Consider the following 22,127-nt stretch of genomic DNA (forward strand, 5'->3'; position numbering starts at 1 on the left):
CGAGCACACCACTTCCCCGCCCGTTCCACCCTTCCCACCCGAGGAGCAACCGCATCATGATCCTGTCGAGCCGCCGCGGCTGGCGCCGTGGTGTGGCGATTATCGCCGCCGCCGTCCTGGTCGCCGGCCTGCCCGCCGTGCCGGCCGCGGCCACCACGACGACGGACACTGCTCTCGAGTGGTACGACGCCACCGCTGCCGCCGTCGCGACCGGCACCCGGCCGCAGGTCGCCAACAGTCGCGCGTGGGCGATCAGCTGGCTCGCCGCCGCCCGCGCCACCCGCACCGCGCCTACCGGGGATCCCCGCCACTACCGGGACGCCGCGCTCGCGTCCGCCGTCCACACCGCGCTGAGCTTCCTGATTCCCGAGAATGCTGCCGCGCTCGACACGGCACTGGCGACCACACTGGACCGGATCCCGGACGGGCGGGCCAAGGACCGGGGCACGGCCACCGGCCGCGCCGAGGCACGCCGGCTGCTGGCCCAGCGGACGGGCGACGGGCTCGACGCGGCCTCGGTGAACCCGGCGTATCCGAACCCCCAACCGGGCCCGGGAAGCTGGCAGCCCACCCCACCGGACTTCTCCCCCGCTCAGCAGGCCGGAACTCGCTTCGCCCGGCCGTTCCTGCTCGACCGCGCGGACCGGTACCGGCCCGGCCCACCGCCCGCCCTGGACTCGGAGCCCTACCGGGCGGACCTCGCCGAGGTCCGGGCGTACGGGGCTGTGGACAGCGCCGTACGCACACCGCAGCAGACCGACACGGCGACCTTCTGGCTCGGCTCCTCACTGACCCTCTACACCGGGATCCTGCGCGCCGCGCTCGCGCAGTCCACCGGGTCGGTCGCCGGGCGAGCGGGCCTCGTGGCCATCTTCCACGTCGCGCTCGTCGACACCCAGATCGCGACCTCCGACGCCAAGTACGCGTACCTCCGCTGGCGACCGGTCACCGCCATCCGGGCCGAGGCGGGCGGCGATCCGGCCTGGACGCCGCTGCACACCACGCCGGCGCATCCGGACTACCCGAGCGGGCACAACACCTACTCCGGCGCCGCCGAACAGGTGCTCACCGCGCTGCTGGGGCCGCAGGCCCGGGAGCCGTACACCATCACCAGCCCGAGCCAGCCCGGCGCCACCCGGACCTACCGCGACTGGCGGCAACCCACCAGGGAGAACGTCGACGCCCGGGTGTGGTCGGGCATCCACACCCGTACCGCGGACGAGGTCGGCGTCCGGCTCGGCCGCGACGTGGCCGCGCACACGCTGCGCAACGCACCACGGCTGTTCCGCTGACCGGACCCATCGGGGCGGGGCGGCTCTCGCCGCCCCGCCCCCGAACCGGGGAGACCCACTGATGAGCCTCGAATTCCTCTGGTACATCCCGAACCAGGTCCAGCCCGGCCATCGCGGCGACGACGTGATCGACAACCACAACAGCCTGGATACCCTCACCGACCACGCCCGGGCTCTCGAGGAGCACGGGTGGGGCGGCGCTCTCATCGGAACCGGTTGGGGTCGGCCCGACACCTTCACCGTGGCCACCGCGCTCGCCGCCCGGACGACCACGTTCCAGCCGCTGATCGCGATCCGACCCGGCTACTGGCGGCCCGCCAACTTCGCCTCCGCCGCCGCGACCCTCGACCACCTCAGCCAGGGCCGCACGCTGATCAACATCGTCTCGGGCAAGGACGACCTGGCCGCGTACGGCGACGGCGAGAGCGACCCGGCTCACCGCTACGCCCGTACCCGGGAATTTCTGCAGATCGTGCGCAAGCTCTGGACCCAGGAGAGCGTCACCTACCAGGGTGAGCACTTCGCCGTCACCGGCTCCACCCTGGCGCTGCGACCGGTCGTTCACGGCGGTCGCCACCATCCTCGGCTCTACTTCGGTGGCGCCTCCCCCGCCGCCGAGGAGGTCGCCGCGACCGAGGCCGATGTCCAGCTCTTCTGGGGCGAGCCACTCGACGGCGTGGCCGAGCGGATCGAGCGACTCAAACAGCTCAGCGAGAAACTGGGACGCGAGCACGCACCGCTGGAGTTCGGGTTGCGGGTCACCACACTGGTGCGGGACACCACCGAACAGGCCTGGGCCGACGCCGAAGCCAAGGTCGCCGCCATGGCCAAGGGCACCGGTGTCGCCCGCGACCACAGGTGGCGGACCGCCGTCGGCCAGCGCCGCCTGCTCGACCTCGCCGCACGAGGAGAGGTCCTCGACGACAACCTCTACACCACCCCCGGCAGGTTCGGTGGCGGCGGAGCAGGCACCACTTGGCTGGTCGGCTCCGCCGAGGAGGTGGCGAGCTCGCTACGCAAATACCAGCGGCTCGGTGTCACTCACTTCGTACTGTCCGACACGCCCTACCTGGGCGAGATCAGGCGTCAGGGCGAGCAGTTGCTACCGCTGCTGCGCTCCTGAGCGGGGATTTTGCGCGAAGCACCGGAGGCTGCCGCCCGGGCTGCCTCCGGGCTGGGGGCAGCGAGGGCGGCCTGAGCGATCCGGCGGCACTCGTCCAGGGTGTGCGCGGCCAGCGACTCACGCACCGCCGGGATGCTGCGGGGTGCCATGGACAGGCTGGTGATGCCCAGGCCCGCCAACACCAGGGCGAAATCGGGATCCGCGGCGGACTCGCCACACACACCGACTGGCTTGCCCGCCTCGACGCCGGCTGCCGCGCAGGTGGCCAGGAGCGAGATCAGCGCGGGCTGCCACGGGTCGAGCAGGTCGGCGAGGTCTCCGCACATGCGGTCGGCGGCGAAGGTGTACTGGCTGAGGTCGTTGGTGCCGACGCTGAGGAAGTCCGCGTGGTCCAGCAGCTGGCTGGCACGCAGGGCCGCAGCCGGCACCTCGATCATCACGCCGGCGGTGGGCAGGCCGTGCTCGCGGCAGGACTCGGTGAACGCCGCCGCCTCCGCCGCCGTGGCCACCATCGGCGCCATCACCCACACGTCGGCGTCCGTCGCCGCGGCCGCCGCCGCGATCGCGGCCAGCTGCGTGCTGAGCACCGACGGCGTCTGCCGCGCGACCCGCAGGCCGCGGATTCCCAGCGCGGGGTTGGGTTCCTCGGCCAGGCGCAGGAACGGCAGCGGTTTGTCGGCACCGGCATCAAGGGTACGTACGACGACTTTGCGGCCGGGCAACGCGGCGAAGACGTCGCGGTACGCGGCGACCTGTTCCTCGTGCGACGGCGGGTCGCTGCGGTCGAGGTAGAGCAGCTCGGTGCGGAAAAGGCCGACACCTTCCACCTCGCCGGTGAGGTCGTGGGCGGAACCGATGTTGGCCAGCAGCGCGATCCGATGGCCGTCCGCGGTCTGCCCGGGTCCCTGCGAGCGGGTACGGCGTTCGATCTCCGCGAGCCGATCCGCGTTGACGCTGGTCACCGTCTCGGCGGAGACACCGGCCACCACGACGCCGCTCGCGCCGTCCAGACTGGCCAACTCGCCGTCGGCCAGGTCCAGGATGCCCGCACAGCGGACCACGGCCGGGATGCCGAGGGTCCGGGCCAGGATCGCGGTGTGGCTGGTCGGCCCGCCCTCGGCCGTGACCAGACCCAGGACCAGATCGGGTTCGAGGCCGGCGGTGTCGGCGGGCGCCAGGTCGCGGGCGATGAGCAGGTACGGATGACCAGGGTTCGGCACGCCGGGCATCGGCATCCCCAGACACGCCGCGACGAGGCGATCCCGGAGGTCGTCGAGGTCGCTGACCCGCTCAGCGAGGTAGCCGCCCGCGGCCGCGAAGGCGGCCCGGTGTTCGGCGAGCACGTCGGTGATCGCGTGCGGGGCGTCCGCGCCGTCGTCGATGGCGAGGTCGGCCGCGTCGAGGAGCGTCTCGTCCTGCGCCATCAACACCTGCGCGCGTAGCACGTCGGCGGCGGTCGCGTCCCGGGTGGTGTCGGCGCGACGGGTCAGCTCGTTGGCGACGGCGAGGACCGCGGCCCGGACGGTTGTCTTCTCCGTGTCGGGGTCGACGGCCTCCGCCAACGGGGGCAGGGCCGGCGGCGGGGCCAGCCGGTAGACCGGCCCCGCCGCCCCACCGGGGCTGGCCCCGAGTCCCCGAAGTTCACGCATCGACGGCATCCAGATCACGTTCGAGGAGGTCGGCCAGGGTGTCGACGGCGGCCTGCGCGTCGTCGCCGTCGGCCTCCAGGGTGACCTCGGTGCCCTTCTTGGCGCCGAGCGACAGCACGCCGAGCATGCTGCGGGCCGGCACGGGCTTCTTGTCGCCGATACGGATGGTGACCAGCACCGTCTGCTTCGCCGCCGCGGCGACGAACAGCGCCGCCGGGCGGGCGTGCAGCCCACTGGCGGAGCCGACGAGGACTGTTCTGGTGGGCAACGGATCCTCCTACGGTTCGATGGTCACCTTGATCGCTTCGCCGCGCGCCACGATGCCGAAGGCGTCGAGGGTGCGGTCGAGCGGCAGGCGGTGGGTGATGAGGTCGGCGACCGGCACCGAGCCGTCGGCGATGAGCCGCAGCGCCTCCTTGTTGTGCTCCGGGCTGGAGCCGTTGGCGCCGACGATGGTCAGTTCCCGGTAGTGCACGAGGTTCGAGTCCAGGGAGATGACGGGCTTGTCCTTGGGCAGGCCGCCGAAGAAGCTGATCCGGCCCTGCCGCGCCGACATCTGCACCGCCTGCTCCTGGGCGACGCCAGCGGCCGTGGCGGTGATGACGACGTCGGCACCCCGACCCTCGGTGAGCTTGAGCACCGCGTCGACCACATCGGTCTCCGCGCCGCAGATCGTCGCGTCCGGCTGGACCAGGTTGGCGGCCAGGTCGAGGCGTTCGCGGTTGAGGTCGATGAGGAACACCCGGGCCGCGCCGCGCGAGCGGGCCAGGCGGACGTGCAGGCAGCCGATCGGGCCGGAGCCCACCACGACCACATCATCGCCCTCCCCCACCGCGGCGAGGTTCTGGCCGTTGAGGACGCAGGCGAGGGGCTCGGCGACGGACGCCTCGGCGAAGCTGAGGCCCTCGGGGATCCGGTTGAGCCCATCGACGGCGAGGACGTTGTGCGGCACGACCAGGTATTCGGCGAACCCGCCGTCGAAGTGGTATCCCATCGACACCTGGTTGGGGCACACGGTCATCCGGCCGCGCCGGCACTCGGCACAGGTACCGCACGGGATGGCGGCGATGACCTGGACCCGGTCCCCCGGCCGCCAGTCCGTGACGTCGGCACCGACTTCGGTGATCTCACCGGCGATCTCGTGGCCCATCACGCGCGGCGGGGCGATGTGGTGGTGGCCGAAACGGGAGATCTTCACGTCGGTGCCGCAGGTGGAGCACGCGCGGACCCGGATCTTCACCTCCGCGGGGCCCGGCGTGGGCTCGGGGGCGTCCTCGATGCGGACGTCACCGGGTGCGTGGAATCGGACAACCTTCACGAGGGCTTCCCTTCGAGGATGGTGATCACGTCGTCGACGCTCGTGGAGTCCCGGAGCCGCTGCGCCTGCTCCGGGTCCGTCAGCACCGAGGCGAGCTGGGCGAGGATGTCGACGTGCCCGTCGCCGGCCGCGGCGATGGCGACGCAGACCCGCACGTCGAAGCCGTCCCAGTCGACGCCGTCGGGGAAGCGCAGCACCGCGAGGGCGTCGCGCTGGACGGACTCCTTGCTGTTCAGCGTGCCGTGCGGAATGGCGACGCCCTCCCCGATGTACGTGGAAACGCTCCGCTCGCGGGCGAGCATCGCGTCCACGTACGCCGGGGCGACCGCGCCGACCTCGACGAGTACCGCGCCGCAGCGGCTGATCGCCTCGTCCCGCGATCCGGCCCGCTCGTCGAGCCGGATCGCGTCACGGGCCAGCAGTTCAGCCACTCAGCTCACCACCGCGCTGTACCGCGTTCACGACCCTGGTGACGGCCGGGTCGCCGATGAACACCTGGATCGGCACGATCACCGTGTCGGGTGCGCTGACGCGGGCCCGCGCGGCGAGCCCCTGGTGGCAGATGACCACGTCCGCGTCGGCGGGGATCGAGTTGACCGGCGTGTGCTCGACGGTCACCGCGTTCTTCGCCAGTTGCCGTCGAAGTTGGCTGGCCAGCATCACGCTGCTGCCCATGCCGGCGTCGCAGGCGACGACGACCTTCTTGATCTCGGTGCCGTTGATGGTGGACATGTGTTCAGACCTCCTGCTTCGCCGGCTTGTCGAGGGCCTCGTCGGTGTGGACGGCCTTCTCCTCAGCGGGATGGACAACCGTTTCCTCGTCGGGGCGGACCGTCTCCTCGTCCGGGCCGAGTGCGTCGGCGGCGGGCTCCCCACGGCCGAAGCCGAGCAGGGCCGAGGCGACCGCGAAGGTGACGGCGGCGGCGATCACCACGCCGAGGATGACTCCGAAGTGGCCGCCCTTGGGGGTGACCGCGAGGTAGGCGAAGATGCTGCCCGGCGAGGGGGTGGCGACCAGGCCCGCGCCGGTGATCACGAAGGTGCCGACACCGGCCGCGCCACCGGCGATCATGGCCAGGATCAGCTTCGGCTTCATCAGCACGTACGGGAAGTAGATCTCGTGGATGCCGCCGAGGAACTGCACGATGATCGCGGCCGGGGCGCTGGGACGCAGCGGGCGGGGGCCGAAGAGCATGAAGGCGAGCAGCAGACCGAGCCCGGGACCGGGGTTCGACTCGATCATGAACAGGATCGACTTGCCCTTGTCGGCGGCCTCGGCGATCCCCAGCGGACCGAACACCCCGTGGTTGATGGCGTTGTTGAGAAAGAGCACCTTGGCGGGTTCGACGAGCACCGACGTCAGCGGCAGCAGGTCCTTCCCGACGAGCCAGTCGACGCCCGAGCCGGCCTGCTTGGTGAGCCACTCGACCACCGGGCCGATGCCGTAGACACCGCCGATTGCCATCGCGGCGCCGATGATTCCGGCGCTGAAGTTGTCGACGAGCATCTCGAAGCCGGGACGGATCCGGTCTTCGACCAGACCGTCGAAGAGCTTGAGGACGTAGGCCGTGAGCGGCCCAATGATCATCGCGCCGAGGATCATCGGCACGTCCGCGCCGACGACGAGGCCCATGGTCGCCACCGCGCCCACGACGGCGCCGCGCTGGCCGTGGACCAGCCGGCCGCCGGTGTAGCCGATGAGCACCGGCAGCAGGATGCTGATCATCGGACCGACCAGTTCGGCCAGGGTCTCGTTGGGGGTCCAGCCGGTCGGGATGAACAGTGCGGTGATCAGGCCCCAGGCGATGAACGCGCCGATGTTGGGCATGACCATCGCCGCCAGGTAGCCACCGAGGCGTTGCACGGTGGCTCGAGGACCCTGGCCCTTGACTTCTGGTGTGTAGGAAGAGGAGGTCACGGGGGGTTGTCTCCTTCACGAGGGGCGTCCAGACGGCCGCGGGGGAAAAGGTCGTCCGGCTAGCGGTGGATGGTGACGTCGTGGCGGAACAGGTCAGCCGGGCCCGGCATCCGGCTACCGGGCAGGCTCACCGCGGCGGCGCCCCAGGCCAGGCCCTCGGCGAGGGCGGCGGCACCCTGCGCGCCCGAGGCGAGGAACCCAGCGAGCAGCGCATCGCCGGCACCGACCGTGCTCCGCGGCCGGGCGACCGGACAGGTGCCGCTGCGGACACCGTCGGCGTCCACCAGGACGGCGCCCTCAGCGCCGAGGCTGGCCAGGACGGCTCCGGCCCCCCAGGCCCGTAGGCGCTGAGCCGCCTCGACCACATCGCCGAAGTCCTTCAGTGGCATGCCGACCACATCGGACAGTTCGTCGCGGTTGGGCTTGAGGAGGGTTGCCCCGGCGAGGGCTGCCTCGCGCAGGGCGGGACCGCTGGTGTCGACGGCGACCCGGACGCCGGCAGCGCGCAGCTTGCGGCACAACTGGGCGTAGGCGTCGGCGGGCAGACCGGGCGGCACACTGCCGCACAGCACCACCCAGTCGGCGCCGCCGGCACGGGCGAGCACCCGGTCGATCACCTCGTCGAACTCGGCCCGGCACAGGGCCGGACCGGGCTCATTGATCTTGGTGACCGTGCCGTCGGGCTCGGCCAGGGTGATGTTGGAACGGGTCCGTCCGGAAATCGTCACGGCGAGGACCTCCACACCCTCCGCCTTGAGGAGGCGGATGAGCTGGTCGCCCTCGTCGCCGCCGGACGGCAGCACCGCCACCGACGGCACACCGTTGGCCAGCAAGGCACGGGACACGTTGACGCCCTTGCCGCCGGGGTCGAGGTGAGCGGCAGCAGCCCGGATGACCTCGCCCCGGGTGAGCGAGTCGACCTCCACGGCTCGGTCGAGGCTGGGGTTGAGGGTGACGGTGACGATCATGCGCTGGCCGCCCTCATGCTCGTGCCACCCGAACGCCTGCGGTCTCCAGGTCACCGACCAGGTCACGGTCGGCACGGCTGTCGGTGATGAGCAGGTCGACGTCGGCCAACTCGGCGAACCGCGCCAGATAGTCGTTGCCGAGCTTGGTGTGATCGGCGATCACCACCGAGCGGCGGGCCGCACGGACCATCGCCCGCTTCACCGCCGCCTCGGACGGATCCGGTGTGGTCAGCCCACGCTCGACCGAGATGCCGTTGGTCCCGACGAACGCGACGTCGACGTAGAGGTCCGCCAACGGCGACAGCGCCCAGTCGTCGACGGTCGCCAGGGTCTTGCCCCGGACCCGTCCACCCAACAACAGCACGTTGAGGTTGGCATAGGTACCGAGGGTCGTGGCGATGACCGGCGAGTTGACCACGACGGTCAGCTCCCGGTCGACCGGCAGCAGTCGGGCCAACCGGGCGGTCGTGGTGCCGGCGTCGAGGATGATCGCGCCCTCCTCCGGCACCTCGGCCAGGGCGAGCTTGGCGATGCGCTCCTTCTCCTCGATGAGCACCGCGTCCCGCGCCGCCAGCGCGGGCTCGAACCCGAGCCGTTCGACCGGGATCGCTCCACCGTGGACCCGACGCAGCACCCCGGCCCGCTCCAGGATGGTCAGATCACGACGGATGGTCTCCGCCGTCACGTTGAGCCCGTCGGCCAGGCCGGTCACCTCGACCCGGCCCACCTCGCGGGCGAGGCGAAGGATCTCCTGCTGTCGCTCCTCGGCGTACATCGTGTTGTTTCACCGCCGTTTCGTTTTGCTTGTGCTTTGTTTACGCCCGGGTCCAGGCGAAGTCAAGAGACAGGCCACAGAAAGCCACACAGCGAAGAGGTCGGTACCGAAGGACCGGTCTGCGCCTGTGACCCGCTTCGTGGGGGCGAAGCCCGCCGAGACTCGGCCGGCGCGGTGGGGGTGGGCAGAGGCGTTCCACTGCCCTGCCCTGAGGATTCAAGGTCGCCACAAGAGGCAGTGCAGGTCTCGCTCCTAGCTTCATCACCACGGGGGGCGACGGACCGGATGTCCCCATGAAGAGAACGGGGAGTTCAATGAGAAGTTGGCAACGATCGGGTGGCCGACGATGGTCCTTGCTGGCAGCGGGCGTGGCCTGCGCCGCGCTCGCGGGCGCGCTCCCTTCGCTGCCCGCGAGTGCCGCCCCGGTCGACCAGCTGACCGTCTACGTGAGCCCCACGGGCGCCGCCAGCGCCAAGGCGATGGGTAGCCGTGCCGGACTGACCCGCGACACCGCTGTCTCCTCGATCGAGCAGGCGCAGGCGATCCTGCGCGCCCGCAACGTCAAGGACGCGAAGGTGCTCCTGGCCGACGGCCTCTACCAGCCGACCGAGCCGATCAAGGTGGACTGGTCGCCTCCGGGCGGGCACCTCACGATCGCCGGGATGGGCGCCGCCGCCGTGATCGACTGCAGCTTGTACGAAGACGACAAGCCCGAAACCGAGTACGGCGTGATTATCACTGCCGACAACGTCAGCATCACGAACAAGACGTACCAGAACTGCCGCAACGGTGGCATCCGGGCCCTCGGAACAGCGGCCAACCCACTCGACGCGCTGAACGTCAGCGGCAACACGTTCCGGCGTCTCGGCAGCAAGTACCAGGCCGGGCCCGGCAACGGTTACGGAGGCGTACACGCGACCTACACGACCCGGCTACGGGTCGAGGGCAACCTGTTCCAGAACCTGGAGAACGCCGCAGGCACCAACGTCGGCGAGATACACGGCGTCTACGTCGCCAACTACGGGAGCAACACCACCATCTACGGCAACAAGTTCGAACTGATCTCGGGTGACCCGGTGCGGACGCGCAACCGTGCGAACAACACGATCGTGGACGCCAACATGTTCTGGAAGACCGGCTCGTACGCCATCTTCAGCGACTGGCGGCAGAACGCGGAGGGATGCAGCACGAACGGGATCTTCTCCGCGAACAAGGTCGGCACCACCACGTACAACAACGACAGGTGGAACGAGGACGGCCAGGGCGCGATCAGCATCGTCCGGGTTCGCCTGTGGGGGCATGACACACCTTCGGACGCCAACCTCTACGGCTGCTCGAGTGACCCGATCACCTTCAGCGGCACCAACTCGTACGTCTCCACCAGGCCCTGGTAGCAGCGGGGTTTTGGACAGCGGTTCAAGAATTCATTGACAGGCTCGAAGCCCTGACCAGCAGAGGTGCTGGTCAGGGCTCTTGCCGGGAGGGTGAGGCCGCCTCACCAAGGCTCTCCCCCTGCCGCGTCTCCCAGCCGTCCCAGAGCGCCTGGGCGCGCCGCCGGAGGCATCCCTGGCCGTCGCCTTCAACATCGAAGCCCCGGATCTGCCAACACTCATGCACGTCCGGCAGCAGTAGCGGGACGGAACCCGGCAGCAGGTTGCGGCAGGATGCCCGCATGCCCAGCGATCCCAAGGTGGAAGACCTGTATTCCGAGGTCACGGCCTAAGCAGGCTTGCCGCAGCCCTCGACGCCGTCGCGGTTCAGCTTGGCCTATCGCTCGGAAGGGTTCGAGCCCTGGATACGTCCGCGCCGCTGACACGGGCGAGTGTCCCGAGTGGAGCCCGGTGAGGCAGCCGCCCGCTGACCTTTGTTGACCGGTAGCACGGGCACGTGGCGCGCACGCGCCTTGCAAGGGGTGAAGCTGGGACGTTGCCGCGCTGTCCGATTGTCGTCTCCATGCGCTCTGGTCTCAGATGTTCGTGCCATGTTGTCTGCTTGATCGCTGTGTCATCGTGGTGGCACATTGCGTCGAGACCGGAGGTCGGTGGATGGCTCGGCTGGTGGTGGCGGTGGATCCTGCGGTGGGTGTGGAGCCGGCCGCGTTGGCGAAGGCGTGGGACAGCGATGAGGAGGCCGCCGGGTTGGGCACGGCGGCGGTGCAGCCGTCTTCTCCGGGTGCGTTTCTGCCCGGTCTGGCCGAGTTGATTTGGGTCCCGTTGGCAGTGAATCTGGCTAGCAGTGTGCTCTATGACCTGCTCCGGCGGTTGCTGGTGCAGCAACGTCCGGCAGTAGACGTGACGGAGTTGGAGCTGGCCGAGACGGTATCTGGTGATGACCGAGTGGTGGTGGTCCGGGTACGCCGGAGCGCCCAGTGACCACCAGCAGTGGCCCCGAACGGGTGAAAGCCATCAGTGTGTCCGAACGGTCCTGCCAACGCGACGGCTCGTTCGTCGCGCGAGTGTCCTTCCCAGGCGTTGCCGAGTACGAGGTCACGGTCACGGACCCCGCGGAGCCTGGCGACGAGGCTCGGCTGGCCTGGTATTTCGAAGAACACCTACGGTTCCCGTTCCTGGACCGGGACTGGGCCGAGGACGCCGTGCGACGGTTGCGGGCTTACGGTGAGCGACTGTTCACGCAGGTTTTTACGGGTGCTGGCGCAGGGCATTACCGGACGTTGGCTCGGCGCGGCTTCGATGGGTGCCGGCTTGAGGTGACGGGTTCGGCCGCGTTTCACCGGATGCACTGGGAAGCGCTCTATGACCCGGAGTTGCCGGTCCCCGCGGTGATGCGGATGCCGGTGACCCGTCGGGTAGATCTGACGCCGGCCGGTTTCGAGTTACCTCCCGAGCGGTCAACGCTGAACATCCTGGTAGTCACGGCCCGACCCGCAGGCCCTGCTGATGTCGGCTACCGCACCATCTCGCGGCCGCTGCTGGACGGGTTACGCATCGCCGACCGGCCACTGGTTGTGGACTTGGTGCGCCCCGGGACCTGGCAGGCGCTTGTGCAGCACCTACGGTCCGCGACGAAACTGCACGGGTCGGGTTACTACCAGGTGATTCATTTCGATGTGCACGGTGCGGTGGCCGGGTTCGACGAGCTGGAGCAGGGCCGTGCCGCTGACCGGTACCTGTTCGGGTCCGGTCGGCTAGCAGCATTCGACGGCGAGCGGGCGTTCTTGTTCTTCGAGACCACCAAGGAGGGTAAGGCCGAGCCGGTGTCGGCGCAGGACATCGCTGACCTGCTGGCCGAGCATCGAGTACCAGTTGCGGTGCTGAACGCGTGTCAGTCTGCGAAGGAACCGGTCAGCGAGTCCAGCTTGGCGCAGCGCCTGGTCGCTGCCGGCGTGCCGGTGACCGTGGGCATGGCGTACTCGGTGACCGTGTCGGCCGCTGAAAAGGCGGTCCCGCTGCTGTATACGGGTCTGGCGCAGGGCGACGACTTAGTCACGGCGATGCAGACGGCGCGGCGTTCCTTGTTTGACGACAAGGCTCGGCGGGCGTATTTCGATCAGAGCCTCGACCTGGAGGACTGGGTCCTGCCGGTTGTGTTCGCCCAGCAGGACGTGCGATTGCAGCTGTCGGAGATGTCGGTGGAGCAGCAGGCCCGCTACTTCGAGCGGGAGGCGCTGGTTGGCGACGAGCCGCACACCGAGTACGGGTTCGTCGGCCGCGATCTGGACATCCAGGCGATCGAACGGCGGTTGCTGATCCGCGAGGACCGCAACATGCTGCTGGTCAGGGGAATGGCCGGGGCCGGCAAGTCCACCCTGCTGGCGCATCTGGCCTGGTGGTGGCAACGCACCGGGCTGGTGGAGATGGTGTTCCGATTCAGCTACGAGGACCGAGCCTGGACCCTCAACCAGATCGTCCACGACGTCGCCTCCAGGCTGCTGGACAAGGTGGAGCAGGCGAAGCTGGAGATGCTGACCGAAGCCGGGCAGACCTCGCGTATCGCGCAACTGCTACGGGCACGCCGCTACCTGATGGTCCTGGACAACACCGAGTCCATCACTGCAACCCCTGCGGCGATCCCCCACGCCCTGCCCGAGCCGGAACGCGAGCGCCTTGCCACTTTCTTGGCTCGGTTGCGGGGCGGCAAAACCCTTGTGCTGTTCGGGTCGCGGGAGGATGAGCAGTGGATCGGCCCACGCACTTTCAGTGACAATACCTACCTTTTACCGGGCCTTGACGACCAGGCCGCGTCGGTGCTCATAGACGCCATCCTCACCCGTCACGGCGGTACGCACCACCTCACCGACAAAGAACAACGCGAAGCGCTGAACGACCTGACAACTCTGCTCGGCGGGTACCCCCTCCCCCTGACCGTGGTCCTGCCCGCCCTAAATGCCCATACGCCGGCCCAGGTCCTAGCCGACCTCCAGCAAGGGACGAGCGATGTGGAGTCGGTCGGGTTGATCAACCGGGCGATCGAGTACAGCCACGGCAAACTCGACCCCAGCACACAGAACTCTTTACTGCTGTTGGCGCCGTTCACCGCCAGTATTCCCACCGGATTCCTCGACGCCTACCATCAGCTATTGGCAGATCACGACGCGGTGAAAGCCCTCGGCCCGATCGACCTTCGCGCAGCGGTCGCCGAGACCGTCCGCGTCGGACTGGCCGCGCCCCACCCGCGCCTGGTCACTTGGGTGCAGATCCTGCCGGCGCTGCCGTATTTCCTGCGCACCCGGCTCCACCAAAACCCCGACCTCCAGCAAGCCGTACGACAGGCGCACTACCAGCTCTACACATTATTGGGGCAGACGATTCAGGAGTTACTCACCGCCAGTGAGCCGCAAAAGCGGGCGGTCGGGCATGTGGCAGCAGGCATCGAGTACGCCAACCTCACCACCACTCTCAACCATGGACTACGCACGGGGCAACCCGTCATCGGGATCGTTGCCGCAATAGAGGAGTACCTCGACCAGACCAAACAGCAGGACGCCCGCCGCCACCTTCTCGATATCGCCATCGCTGCCGACCGTGAGCCTGGCCGCGGCGATCTACGCCAAGAGCTGGCAGAACTACATCATTTGGCTGGCATGGTCGCGCAGGATCAGCGGCGCTTCGAAGAAGCCGAAGCCCACTACCGGCAATCCCTCGACATCAAGCTGGAGTTCAACGACCGGCACGGCGCCGCCATCACCCACCACCAGCTCGGCGTGGTCGCGCAGGATCAGCGACGCTTCGAGGAAGCCGAAGCCCACTACCGGCAAGCCCTCAAACTCTTCGAGGAGTTCAACGACCGGCACAGCGCCGCCAGCACCTACCACCAGCTCGGCATGGTCGCGCAGGAACAACGACGCTTCGAAGAAGCCGAAGCCCACTACCGGCAATCCCTCAACATCAAGCTGGAGTTCAACAACCGGCACAGCGCCGCCATCACCTACCACCAGCTCGGCAGGATCGCGCAGAATCAGCGGCGCTTCGAAGAAGCCGAAGCCCACTACCGGCAATCCCTCGACATCAAGCTGGAGTTCAACGACCGGTACAGCGCCGCCAGCACCTACCACCAGCTCGGCGTAGTCGCGCAGGAACAACGACGCTTCGAAGAAGCCGAAGCCCACTACCGGCAATCCCTCAACATCGCGCTGGAGTTCAACGACCGGCACGGCGCCGCCATCACCCACCACCAGCTCGGCGTGGTCGCGCAGAATCAGCGGCGCTTCGAAGAAGCCGAAGCCCACTGCCGGCAAGCCCTGAAACTCTTCGAGGAGTTCAACGACCGGCACAGCGCCGCCAGCGCCTACCACCAGCTCGGCATGGTGGCGCGGGAACAGCAGCGCTTCGAAGAAGCCGAAGCCCACTTCCGGCAAGCCCTCGCTATCAAGCTGGAGTTCAACGACCGGCACAGCGCCGCTAGCACCTACCACCAGCTCGGCAGGGTCGCGCAGGAACAACGACGCTTCGAAGAAGCCGAAGCCCAATACCGGCAAGCCCTCGCCATCAAGCTGGAGTTCAACAACCGACACAGCGCCGCCATCACCCACCACCAGCTCGGCATGCTCGCGCAGGAACAACGACGCTTCGAAGAAGCGGCAGCCCACTACCGGCAATCCCTCAAGTTCTTCGAAGAGTTCAACGACCGGCACGGCACCGCCATCACCTACCACCAGCTTGGCATGCTCGCGCAGGAACAGCAGCGCTATGAGGAAGCAGCGGAAGCATTGGTCACAGCGGCTGTGATGTGGCGAACGATGTACGACCAATGGCCTGATGAATCCTTGACTGCTTTAGAGAAGATTCGGGAACAGCTGAACAGGGTCGAATTCGAAAGAGTCCTTCAAGCACACGCGACGCAGGCTTTCATCGATGCCCTGAACGTCGCCATCGACGACCGCAATCGGTAGGCTGCTGGGGCGTCCGGTGTCCCCCGGACCAGCGGAGGCACCGCCGCGAGCCCGGAGCACATCAATCGCTCGCGCCCGGACGACGTCACCGAGGAGGCGGTGCACGCGTACGTGGTGCCTGCCGCCGGTCGCGACAAGCGCGCCCTATCTCAGCCCTGGGCGGGAACAGCTACGTGACGCGGTAGGCGGTGTAGCGCACCCGGTCGGCCTCGCGGATCGCCGACGCCACGAAGACGGACTGCTCCAGGACGGCCAGCGCGGGTACCGACGTCTCCAGTCGTACGCCCAGGCGGAAGTAGTACTCGGACGCCTCGACGGCGTCGCCGCGCAGCAACGCCTCGAGGACCTCCGGGCGGCCGCTGCGGACACCGAAGGTACGCAGGTAGACGTGACCGCCGTCGGCGGTACGCGCCGAGTAGCGCGTGTCGATCTCGATCGCGCCGTCGGGGCGAACGACCTGCCAGTCGGCGCCGCCGGGCAGGATGTCGGCCTCGAAGAGACCGGTGACCTGGCCGCCGACAACAGGCACCACGCGACGGTGACCGGCTCGGGTCATCCCGTGGTCCTCCAGCGCGCCGAGGCGCACCTCCACCTCGAACGCGGCCTCCAATCCGGGAATCGGCGGGGCGGTCGAGGCGTCCCGACCGGCGGTTCGGCGCGTACTCATGGAGTGTCCTTGTCGTGCGCGAGGGCGTCGCGGAGGCGCTCCAGCGCGGGCACCGCGGCGGCGAGGGCCGCGCGGTCCGCCGCCGGCAGGGTCGCCGCGGCGCGGGCGACCAGGTCTCCGCTCGCGAGGTCGAAGCGGTCGAACAGGTCGAGGGCCTTCGGGGTGGCGAGGACGTCGACGTGGCGGTGGTTGCCGGGACGGGGGCGACGCTCGACGAGACCGTTGCCCTGCATCGCGGTGAGCAGGTTGCTGACCGTGGATCGGCTCAGGCGCAGCCGCTCGGCCAGCTCACCGGGGCCGGCCACGGTGCCTCGGGGCAGGGCCCGAACGATCTCGATCTGCGCGTCCGGGATCTCCGGCAGGTGCTCGGCGGCCCGGGCTGCGGCGAGCAGCGTGCGGCGCAGCGGTGAGATCACCGACGCCAGTCGCGCCGCGTCCAGTTCGGTCGGCTCCGGGCCGGTCACGGCAGGACGCCCGGGAAGGCCGGCGGCGTCAGGGAGGCCCGTTCGTTGAGGTCGGCGGGGAGGAAACCGGCCGCCTTCTTGTAGCCGGTGGCGATGGCGGTGAGCTCCTCCGGTCCGATGACGTCGTGGATGTGCGTGAACCCGTCCGGAGCGCGCTCGTGGGCGAGCACCATCACCTGTTCCGGGCCCTGCCGCCGGTTGCTCAGCACGAGCGCGGTGGTCGCGGGCCGCCGGTCCGCCTCGTAGGCGTCGAGCGCCGCTGCGACCGTCGGCGCGGTGGCGAGGTGGAAGGCGAGGGTACGTGCGTCCAGGATCGCCTGCGACGCCCCGTTGGAACCGTTCGGATGCATCGGGTGGGCCGCGTCGCCCAGCAGCGTGGTGTTGCCGTGGGTCCACGTGTCGATCGGATCGCGGTCCACCATGGGATATTCGAGGATCTCGTCGGCGGCGGCCAGCAGTTCCGGCACGTTGAGCCACGCGAAACGCCAGTCCGCGAAGAGCGAGACGACCGGCGCGGGGTCGACCGTCCGGTTCCAGTCCGCGTTGGGCCCGGCGAAACCGGGCCCGCGCCGCTCGGCGACGACGTTGATGAGGCCGGCGCCGATCGGGTACGCCACGAACTTCTGTTCCGCGTCCCCGGCCATGATCATGGTTCGCCCGTCCAGGAATCCGGGTACCCGTGCCGTCCCCCGCCACAGTGTCAGCCCGTTCCACAGTGGCGCCCCCTCGCCAGGCCGAAGGTGGCGGCGCAGCGCGGAGTGGATGCCGTCCGCCCCGACGATCAGGTCGCCAGCGACGCTCACCTCCCCCGCCGCCGTCTCGAAGTGCGCGACGCCGTCGCGGACGCCGACGAGTCGGTGCCCGGTGCGCACCGCGTCCGCGCCCAACCGCTCCCGCACCACGGCGAGCAGTTCCATCTGGAACCGGCCGCGGTGCACGGAAAGCTGCGGCCAGCGATATCCGGCGTCCAGTCCGCGTGGCTCGCTCCAGATCTGCTGACCGTAGCGGTTGTAGTAGGCGAGCGTGCCGGGTGCGGCGCCCAGCCTTTCCATGCGTTCCCCGAGACCCAATTCGGTCAGCTCACGGACGGCGTGCGGGAGTAGATTGATTCCGACGCCGAGTGGGCGCAGCGCGGCGGCGCGCTCGTAGACGGTGATCTCACGGAAGCCGACCCGGTGCAGGCTGAGCGCGGTGGCGAGGCCCCCGATGCCAGCGCCCACGATCACGATCGCCAAGTCGTCGCTCCCTTCGCCACCGTGCCACCAACCGCATAGTTTGGTCACAAAATCGTCACGCGTCAAGACCCATTCGTATCGACGTCGGGCCGCTCCGCGCGCAATGCGATTTGCTTATCGGAATTCTTGACAATCAATCGGCTCTGCATGAGTCTGATCGACGCGGTCGGATGCTTCACCTCTTCGCCGCCACCACTCCTCCGGATGCACCAGCGCTTCGCACGGAAGGGCTAGTCCATGAAGAAGGTCACCGCCCTCGCTGTTCTCGCCGGCGTCGTGGTCGCCCTGGCCGGCTGCACGGATTCCGATGCCACCGATCCGTCCCCCGGGGCGAGCGGCGACCTGCGGAAGGTCCGCGTGGCGGCGCTGCCGATCAGCGAGACCGCCGCGCTGTGGGGCGGCATCAAGGCGGGCATCTTCCGGGAGCAGGGGCTCGACGTGGAGGTGGTGCCCGCACAGGGCGGCGCCCAGGCCATCCCGGCCCTGATCAACGGCGACATCGACTTCGCCATCGGCCAGCCGTTCGGCCCGTTCCGCGCCGATCTGCAGAACCTCGGCGTGGTGATCATCGGGAACTACGCGTCGTCCTACGCCGACGGCGACGACATCAACGCCGTGCTGGCGTCCACGAAGTCCGGTATCACCCGGCCGGCCCAGCTCGCCGGACGCAAGGTGTCGGTGAACAGCCTGGGCGCCGCCGGCGATGTCACGATCATGGCGGCGGTCGAGAAGGACGGCGGCGATCCCACCAAGGTCAAGTTCGTCGAGGTGGCCTTCCCGGACGCACCGGCCCAGCTCGCCGCCGGCAACATCGACGCCGCCTGGGTGACCGAGCCGTTCATCACCCAGATGCGCAAGCGCGGCGACGTCCTCGTGGTCGCTCCGTACCAGGCCACCGTTCCCGGGCTCACCACCCTGACCACGATCACGTCGAGCAAGCTGAAGGACTCCGACGCCACGCTGATCGCGGACTTCTCGGCGGCGATGAAGAAGACGCTCACCTGGGCCAACGATCCGGCGAACGAGAAGGACCTCCGCCAGGCCATCAAGGACAACCTCGAACTGCCGGAGCCGGTGGCGGACTCGGTACGGCTCCCGGCGTTCGGGTGGGACATCGACCGGGCCGGCCTGGAGCAACTGGCGACGCTCGCGCAGAAGTACCGCGTCCTCGACCGGCAGCCCGACTTCGACCGTCTCGTCCAGCAGCAGCAGTAGCCGGCCGATGCGCAAGATCCTGCTGGGCGCCGTCGGCCTGCTGGGGTTCCTCGCCGTCTGGCAACTGCTCCCGGCTCTGGGGCTGGTCGACCGGCACGACCTGCCGTACGCCACCGACGTGTTCGGACGGCTGTTCCACGAGGTCCGCGACCTGGCGTTCTGGCGGCGGCTCCGGCTCACCATGACGTCCTGGGCGATCGGCCTCACCCTGGCGACGCTCGCGGCGGTCGCGCTGGGGACCGTGGTCGGGATGGTGCCGTTCCTGCGTCGCGCCACGCACACGAGCGTCGAGTTCCTGCGGCCGGTGCCGTCGGTCGCGCTGATCCCCCTCGCCGTGCTGATGTTCGGCCTGCAGATGCGCGCCGCACTCGTCATCATCGTCTACGCGGCGTTCTGGCAGGTGTTCGTGCAGGTGATCTACGGCGTCGCCGACGTCGACACGGTCGCCCGGGACACCGCGCGGAGCTTCGGACTCACCCGCTACGAGCGGCTGCGGTATCTCATCCTGCCGACCGCTCTGCCGTACCTGATGACCGGCCTGCGCCTCGCCGCGACGGTCGCGCTCATCCTGGCCGTCACCGCGGAGATGGTGATCGGTAACCCCGGCCTCGGACGCATGATCGAGCAGTCGCGCTCCGCCGGGGACGCCGTCGGCCTGTACGGCCTCGTCGTGGTCACCGGGCTCCTCGGCGTGCTGGTGAACGTCGTGTTCCGCTTCGCCGAACGCCGCTCGTTGGCCTGGCACCAGTCGGTGCTCGCGGACGAGGCAACCCGATGACCGCCCTCGGCGCGGGCCGGACCGCCCCTCGCAGCCTCGGCGTCCGGGTCGCCGAGGACGTCCTGTACGCGGTCGGGCTTCCCGTCCTGGCCGTGGGGCTCTGGGCCGTCTGGTCCACCCGGTCGGCCAACCGGTTCCTCGTCGGCCCCGGCCCGCTCCTCGACGCGTTCCGGCAGACCTGGATCGGCCCGGCGTTCGTCGACGATGTGCTGCCGAGCGTGTACCGGCTGCTGGCCGGCCTGCTCGCGTCGATCCTGCTCGGCGTCGCCGCCGGCGTCCTCATCGGCCGGTTCCGCCCGCTACGCGAGATCCTCGAACCGCTGCTGGAGTTCTTCCGCGCGATTCCGCCACCGGTGCTGATTCCGGTCGCGATGCTCCTGCTCGGCATCACCGACACCATGAAGGTCGTCGTCATCTGCTCCGGCGCGATCTGGCCGATCCTGCTGAACACGATCGAGGGCGTCCGGGCGACCGACAGCGTGCTGCTGGAGACCGCCGACTCGTACCGGGTCTCCCGGTGGGAACGCGTGTGGCTGCTGATCCTCCCGGCGGCGAGTCCGCGCATCATGACCGGCGTACGACAGGCGCTCTCGGTGGCCCTGATCCTCATGGTCATCTCGGAGATGTTCGCGTCCTCGGCCGGCCTCGGCTACCGGATCGCCTACTTTCAGCGGAACTACCTCATCGCCGAGATGTGGAGCGGCATCCTCCTGCTCGGCCTCATCGGCGTACTCCTCGCCGTGGCCTTCGGCGTCGTCGAGCGCCGCGTCCTGCGCTGGTACCACGGAATGAGGGAGGTCACCCGTGCCTGACGCGAGTCCGCTGCTGCGGGTCGAGCACCTGCGGAAGGTCTACGCCTCCGGCCGGGGCGAGGTCGAGGCGATCGGGGATCTCAGTTTCACCATGATGCCCGGCGAACTGCTGTGCGTCGTCGGCCCGTCGGGCTGCGGAAAGACCACCCTCCTGAAATGCCTCGCCGGCCTGCTCCGGCCCACCAGCGGCCTCGTCGAGATGGAGGGATCTCCGGTGACGGGACCGAGCCCGGCGATGGCAGTGGTGTTCCAGGAGTACGGCCGCAGCCTCTATCCCTGGCTGACGGTCCGGGGCAATGTGGAGCTTCCCCTTCGACACCAGAAGCTCTCCCGCGCCGAACGCGACCGCAGGGTCGCCGACGCCCTCGACGCGGTCGGACTGCCGCAGTCGGCACGCAGCCACCCGTGGCAGCTCTCCGGCGGGATGCAGCAACGGGTGGCCATCGCACGCGCCATCGCGTACCGACCCGAAGTGCTGATCATGGATGAGCCGTTCGCGGCGGTGGACGCGCAGACCCGCGCGGACCTGGAGGACCTCGTACGCGACCTGCACCTGAACCGCGGTATCTCCACTGTCTTCGTGACGCACGACATCGACGAGTCCGTGTATCTGGGCCAGCGCGTGCTCGTCCTGTCCCACTCGCCGACCCGGGTGCAGGAAGACCTCGTGATCGACCTCCCGCCAGAGCGCGATCAGCTCACCACCCGGGCGCTGCCCCGGTTCACCGAGCTGCGGACCCACGTCTACGCGCAGATCCAGCGGGCCAAGCGTGCGCCGACCTCGGCGCCCCACCCGGCACCGTGACGCGCCTCGCCAACCCGGCAACGCCCGAAGCCGCCCGTAGGCGACCGGGCCGCCAGGGGCCAGTGGGGGGATGTTCGCCCGACGCCTGGCTGGCCAACGTCAACGGCCAACAGCCACACCGTTACCGCCAACATAGACCATCCAATACCGGATGTGACCGCCGCGACCTGGAGGGACCTTCATCTCCCCAGGTCAATCGGTCGGGACGGCCGGATTCGAACCGACGACCCCTCGACCCCCAGACAACGATCAGGACCCGTCAACCTGCCTCAACGCACGCCCTCGGCTGGCGTCCGCGTCCATCGCCGTCCGCCAACGTCCAGCCGTGTACGCCGTGGTCGTCACCCAGTTAGTCACTCAGGCTGGTAGGCGTCGTGCTCGGCGTAGTAGATGACAGCTCCAACAGCTTCCAACGCTGTCGGTTGCCGTCCATCGCGCCACAGCGACCAGACCACTAAGACCTCTTGGGCCAGATCCACCTCAAGCAAGTACTCCTGGCGGGTGGGCTGCTCGTCGTCGTGTATCTCGGCCACCGAGTCCGCCAGCCACGGCCTACTCGCGTAGATCACTCCGCCGTCGAGCTGGCCTAAGCCCTGCACTACCTCGCTTAGTGGTCGCCCACGCACAAGAGGCAGCCTAGACCCGACCCTGTGCATCCATGGCAGACGTTGAAGGGAACCCAAGAGCCGCAGCGGGTCGAGCAGCGGCTACGGCGGCTCATGCCTGCTCGCACGCCGTCTCAGGCTGCCATGACCGGCC

The 22,127-nt window shown here is 69.2% G+C and carries 21 protein-coding genes; 9 read left to right on the forward strand and 12 right to left on the reverse strand.

The window, feature by feature from the left end; genetic code table 11:
- The first annotated feature begins 56 nt into the window (after positions 1–56).
- Both ABZ272_RS13205 and ABZ272_RS13210 read left to right on the forward strand, forming a co-directional pair.
- Positions 57–1,292, forward strand: a complete 1,236-nt coding sequence (locus tag ABZ272_RS13205; RefSeq protein ID WP_355050165.1) for a vanadium-dependent haloperoxidase — start codon at positions 57–59, stop codon at positions 1,290–1,292.
- A 61-nt stretch (positions 1,293–1,353) separates the two neighbouring features.
- Positions 1,354–2,415, forward strand: a complete 1,062-nt coding sequence (locus ABZ272_RS13210) for an LLM class flavin-dependent oxidoreductase (protein WP_355050166.1) — start codon at positions 1,354–1,356, stop codon at positions 2,413–2,415.
- Here the strand turns inward: ABZ272_RS13210 and ptsP are convergent.
- The 8 genes from ptsP to ABZ272_RS13250 are packed head-to-tail and all read right to left on the reverse strand — an operon-like array spanning position 2,379 to position 9,043.
- Positions 2,379–4,064, reverse strand: a complete 1,686-nt coding sequence (gene ptsP, locus ABZ272_RS13215) for a phosphoenolpyruvate--protein phosphotransferase (protein WP_355050167.1) — start codon at positions 4,062–4,064, stop codon at positions 2,379–2,381. The two genes, ABZ272_RS13210 and ptsP, sit on opposite strands and share 37 nt — an antisense overlap.
- A complete protein-coding gene (locus ABZ272_RS13220) occupies positions 4,057–4,332 on the reverse strand; it encodes an HPr family phosphocarrier protein (protein ID WP_355050168.1) in 276 nt (91 codons plus the stop codon). Before ABZ272_RS13220 ends, ptsP begins: the two co-directional genes overlap by 8 nt.
- 9 nt (positions 4,333–4,341) lie before the next feature.
- Positions 4,342–5,382 (reverse strand): zinc-dependent dehydrogenase, encoded by a 1,041-nt coding sequence (locus ABZ272_RS13225; RefSeq protein ID WP_355050169.1) that lies wholly within the window; start codon positions 5,380–5,382, stop codon positions 4,342–4,344.
- On the reverse strand, positions 5,379–5,813 hold the full coding sequence (locus ABZ272_RS13230; protein WP_355050170.1) for a PTS sugar transporter subunit IIA: 435 nt from the start codon (positions 5,811–5,813) through the stop codon (positions 5,379–5,381). Before ABZ272_RS13230 ends, ABZ272_RS13225 begins: the two co-directional genes overlap by 4 nt.
- Positions 5,806–6,114 (reverse strand): PTS lactose transporter subunit IIB, encoded by a 309-nt coding sequence (locus ABZ272_RS13235; protein WP_179779917.1) that lies wholly within the window; start codon positions 6,112–6,114, stop codon positions 5,806–5,808. The genes ABZ272_RS13230 and ABZ272_RS13235 overlap by 8 nt, the downstream gene beginning before the upstream one ends.
- Before the next feature lie 4 nt (positions 6,115–6,118).
- Positions 6,119–7,300 carry a PTS mannitol transporter subunit IICB gene (locus ABZ272_RS13240; protein WP_355050171.1) on the reverse strand — a complete coding sequence of 394 codons (1,182 nt, stop codon included), beginning with the start codon at positions 7,298–7,300 and terminating at the stop codon, positions 6,119–6,121.
- 59 nt (positions 7,301–7,359) lie between these two features.
- A complete protein-coding gene (gene pfkB, locus ABZ272_RS13245; protein WP_355050219.1) occupies positions 7,360–8,268 on the reverse strand; it encodes a 1-phosphofructokinase in 909 nt (302 codons plus the stop codon).
- A 13-nt stretch (positions 8,269–8,281) separates the two neighbouring features.
- Entirely contained in the window at positions 8,282–9,043 is a 762-nt protein-coding gene (locus tag ABZ272_RS13250) for a DeoR/GlpR family DNA-binding transcription regulator (protein ID WP_355050172.1), read from the reverse strand.
- Positions 9,044–9,396: 353 nt separating this feature from the next.
- Between ABZ272_RS13250 and ABZ272_RS13255 the strand changes: the two genes are divergently transcribed.
- The 3 genes from ABZ272_RS13255 (at position 9,397) to ABZ272_RS13265 (ending at position 15,392) form a co-directional block, all read left to right on the forward strand.
- Positions 9,397–10,437, forward strand: coding sequence for a right-handed parallel beta-helix repeat-containing protein (locus tag ABZ272_RS13255; protein WP_355050173.1), 1,041 nt, complete (start codon positions 9,397–9,399; stop codon positions 10,435–10,437).
- 651 nt (positions 10,438–11,088) lie between these two features.
- Entirely contained in the window at positions 11,089–11,415 is a 327-nt protein-coding gene (locus tag ABZ272_RS13260) for a hypothetical protein (protein WP_355050174.1), read from the forward strand.
- Positions 11,412–15,392, forward strand: a complete 3,981-nt coding sequence (locus ABZ272_RS13265) for a tetratricopeptide repeat protein (RefSeq protein WP_355050175.1) — start codon at positions 11,412–11,414, stop codon at positions 15,390–15,392. Before ABZ272_RS13260 ends, ABZ272_RS13265 begins: the two co-directional genes overlap by 4 nt.
- Positions 15,393–15,561: 169 nt before the next feature.
- Here the strand turns inward: ABZ272_RS13265 and ABZ272_RS13270 are convergent, their stop codons facing one another.
- Genes ABZ272_RS13270 through ABZ272_RS13280 form a run of 3 tightly spaced genes read right to left on the reverse strand, consistent with a single transcriptional unit; the run spans position 15,562 to position 17,749 of the window.
- Complete coding sequence (locus ABZ272_RS13270; RefSeq protein WP_355050176.1) at positions 15,562–16,059, reverse strand: DUF3237 domain-containing protein; 498 nt, start codon at positions 16,057–16,059, stop codon at positions 15,562–15,564.
- Complete coding sequence (locus tag ABZ272_RS13275; RefSeq protein ID WP_355050177.1) at positions 16,056–16,523, reverse strand: MarR family transcriptional regulator; 468 nt, start codon at positions 16,521–16,523, stop codon at positions 16,056–16,058. Before ABZ272_RS13275 ends, ABZ272_RS13270 begins: the two co-directional genes overlap by 4 nt.
- Positions 16,520–17,749, reverse strand: a complete 1,230-nt coding sequence (locus tag ABZ272_RS13280) for a flavin-dependent oxidoreductase (protein WP_355050220.1) — start codon at positions 17,747–17,749, stop codon at positions 16,520–16,522. The genes ABZ272_RS13275 and ABZ272_RS13280 overlap by 4 nt, the downstream gene beginning before the upstream one ends.
- 246 nt (positions 17,750–17,995) lie before the next feature.
- Here ABZ272_RS13280 and ABZ272_RS13285 point away from each other — a divergent pair, with 246 nt between their 5' ends.
- From ABZ272_RS13285 to ABZ272_RS13300, 4 genes are read left to right on the forward strand one after another with little or no spacing between them, the layout of a single operon-like run.
- Complete coding sequence (locus tag ABZ272_RS13285) at positions 17,996–18,973, forward strand: ABC transporter substrate-binding protein (protein WP_355050178.1); 978 nt, start codon at positions 17,996–17,998, stop codon at positions 18,971–18,973.
- A 7-nt stretch (positions 18,974–18,980) separates the two neighbouring features.
- Positions 18,981–19,751, forward strand: coding sequence for an ABC transporter permease (locus ABZ272_RS13290; RefSeq protein ID WP_355050179.1), 771 nt, complete (start codon positions 18,981–18,983; stop codon positions 19,749–19,751).
- The gene (locus ABZ272_RS13295) at positions 19,748–20,563 is read left to right on the forward strand and encodes an ABC transporter permease (protein WP_355050180.1); all 816 of its coding nucleotides are present in this window, start codon (positions 19,748–19,750) and stop codon (positions 20,561–20,563) included. Before ABZ272_RS13290 ends, ABZ272_RS13295 begins: the two co-directional genes overlap by 4 nt.
- The gene (locus ABZ272_RS13300) at positions 20,556–21,368 is read left to right on the forward strand and encodes an ABC transporter ATP-binding protein (protein ID WP_355050181.1); all 813 of its coding nucleotides are present in this window, start codon (positions 20,556–20,558) and stop codon (positions 21,366–21,368) included. Before ABZ272_RS13295 ends, ABZ272_RS13300 begins: the two co-directional genes overlap by 8 nt.
- 353 nt (positions 21,369–21,721) lie before the next feature.
- Here ABZ272_RS13300 and ABZ272_RS13305 read toward each other — a convergent pair whose 3' ends face one another.
- Positions 21,722–21,994 (reverse strand): hypothetical protein, encoded by a 273-nt coding sequence (locus tag ABZ272_RS13305; RefSeq protein WP_355050182.1) that lies wholly within the window; start codon positions 21,992–21,994, stop codon positions 21,722–21,724.
- Positions 21,995–22,127 lie beyond the last annotated feature (133 nt).

This window comes from Micromonospora sp. NPDC005979 (assembly GCF_040614415.1).
Taxonomy (GTDB): Bacteria; Actinomycetota; Actinomycetes; order Mycobacteriales; family Micromonosporaceae; genus Micromonospora.

Bases quoted from the DNA above. Each gene is read 5' to 3' on its own strand.
- ABZ272_RS13250 (WP_355050172.1), bottom strand. From the start codon at position 9,043: ATGTACGCCGAGGAGCGACAGCAGGAGATCCTTCGCCTCGCCCGCGAG.
- pfkB (WP_355050219.1), bottom strand. From the start codon at position 8,268: ATGATCGTCACCGTCACCCTCAACCCCAGCCTCGACCGAGCCGTGGAG.
- ABZ272_RS13260 (WP_355050174.1), top strand. From the start codon at position 11,089: ATGGCTCGGCTGGTGGTGGCGGTGGATCCTGCGGTGGGTGTGGAGCCG.
- ptsP (WP_355050167.1), bottom strand. From the start codon at position 4,064: ATGCGTGAACTTCGGGGACTCGGGGCCAGCCCCGGTGGGGCGGCGGGG.
- ABZ272_RS13210 (WP_355050166.1), top strand. From the start codon at position 1,354: ATGAGCCTCGAATTCCTCTGGTACATCCCGAACCAGGTCCAGCCCGGC.
- ABZ272_RS13235 (WP_179779917.1), bottom strand. From the start codon at position 6,114: ATGTCCACCATCAACGGCACCGAGATCAAGAAGGTCGTCGTCGCCTGC.
- ABZ272_RS13205 (WP_355050165.1), top strand. From the start codon at position 57: ATGATCCTGTCGAGCCGCCGCGGCTGGCGCCGTGGTGTGGCGATTATC.
- ABZ272_RS13270 (WP_355050176.1), bottom strand. From the start codon at position 16,059: ATGAGTACGCGCCGAACCGCCGGTCGGGACGCCTCGACCGCCCCGCCG.
- ABZ272_RS13285 (WP_355050178.1), top strand. From the start codon at position 17,996: ATGAAGAAGGTCACCGCCCTCGCTGTTCTCGCCGGCGTCGTGGTCGCC.
- ABZ272_RS13290 (WP_355050179.1), top strand. From the start codon at position 18,981: ATGCGCAAGATCCTGCTGGGCGCCGTCGGCCTGCTGGGGTTCCTCGCC.
- ABZ272_RS13295 (WP_355050180.1), top strand. From the start codon at position 19,748: ATGACCGCCCTCGGCGCGGGCCGGACCGCCCCTCGCAGCCTCGGCGTC.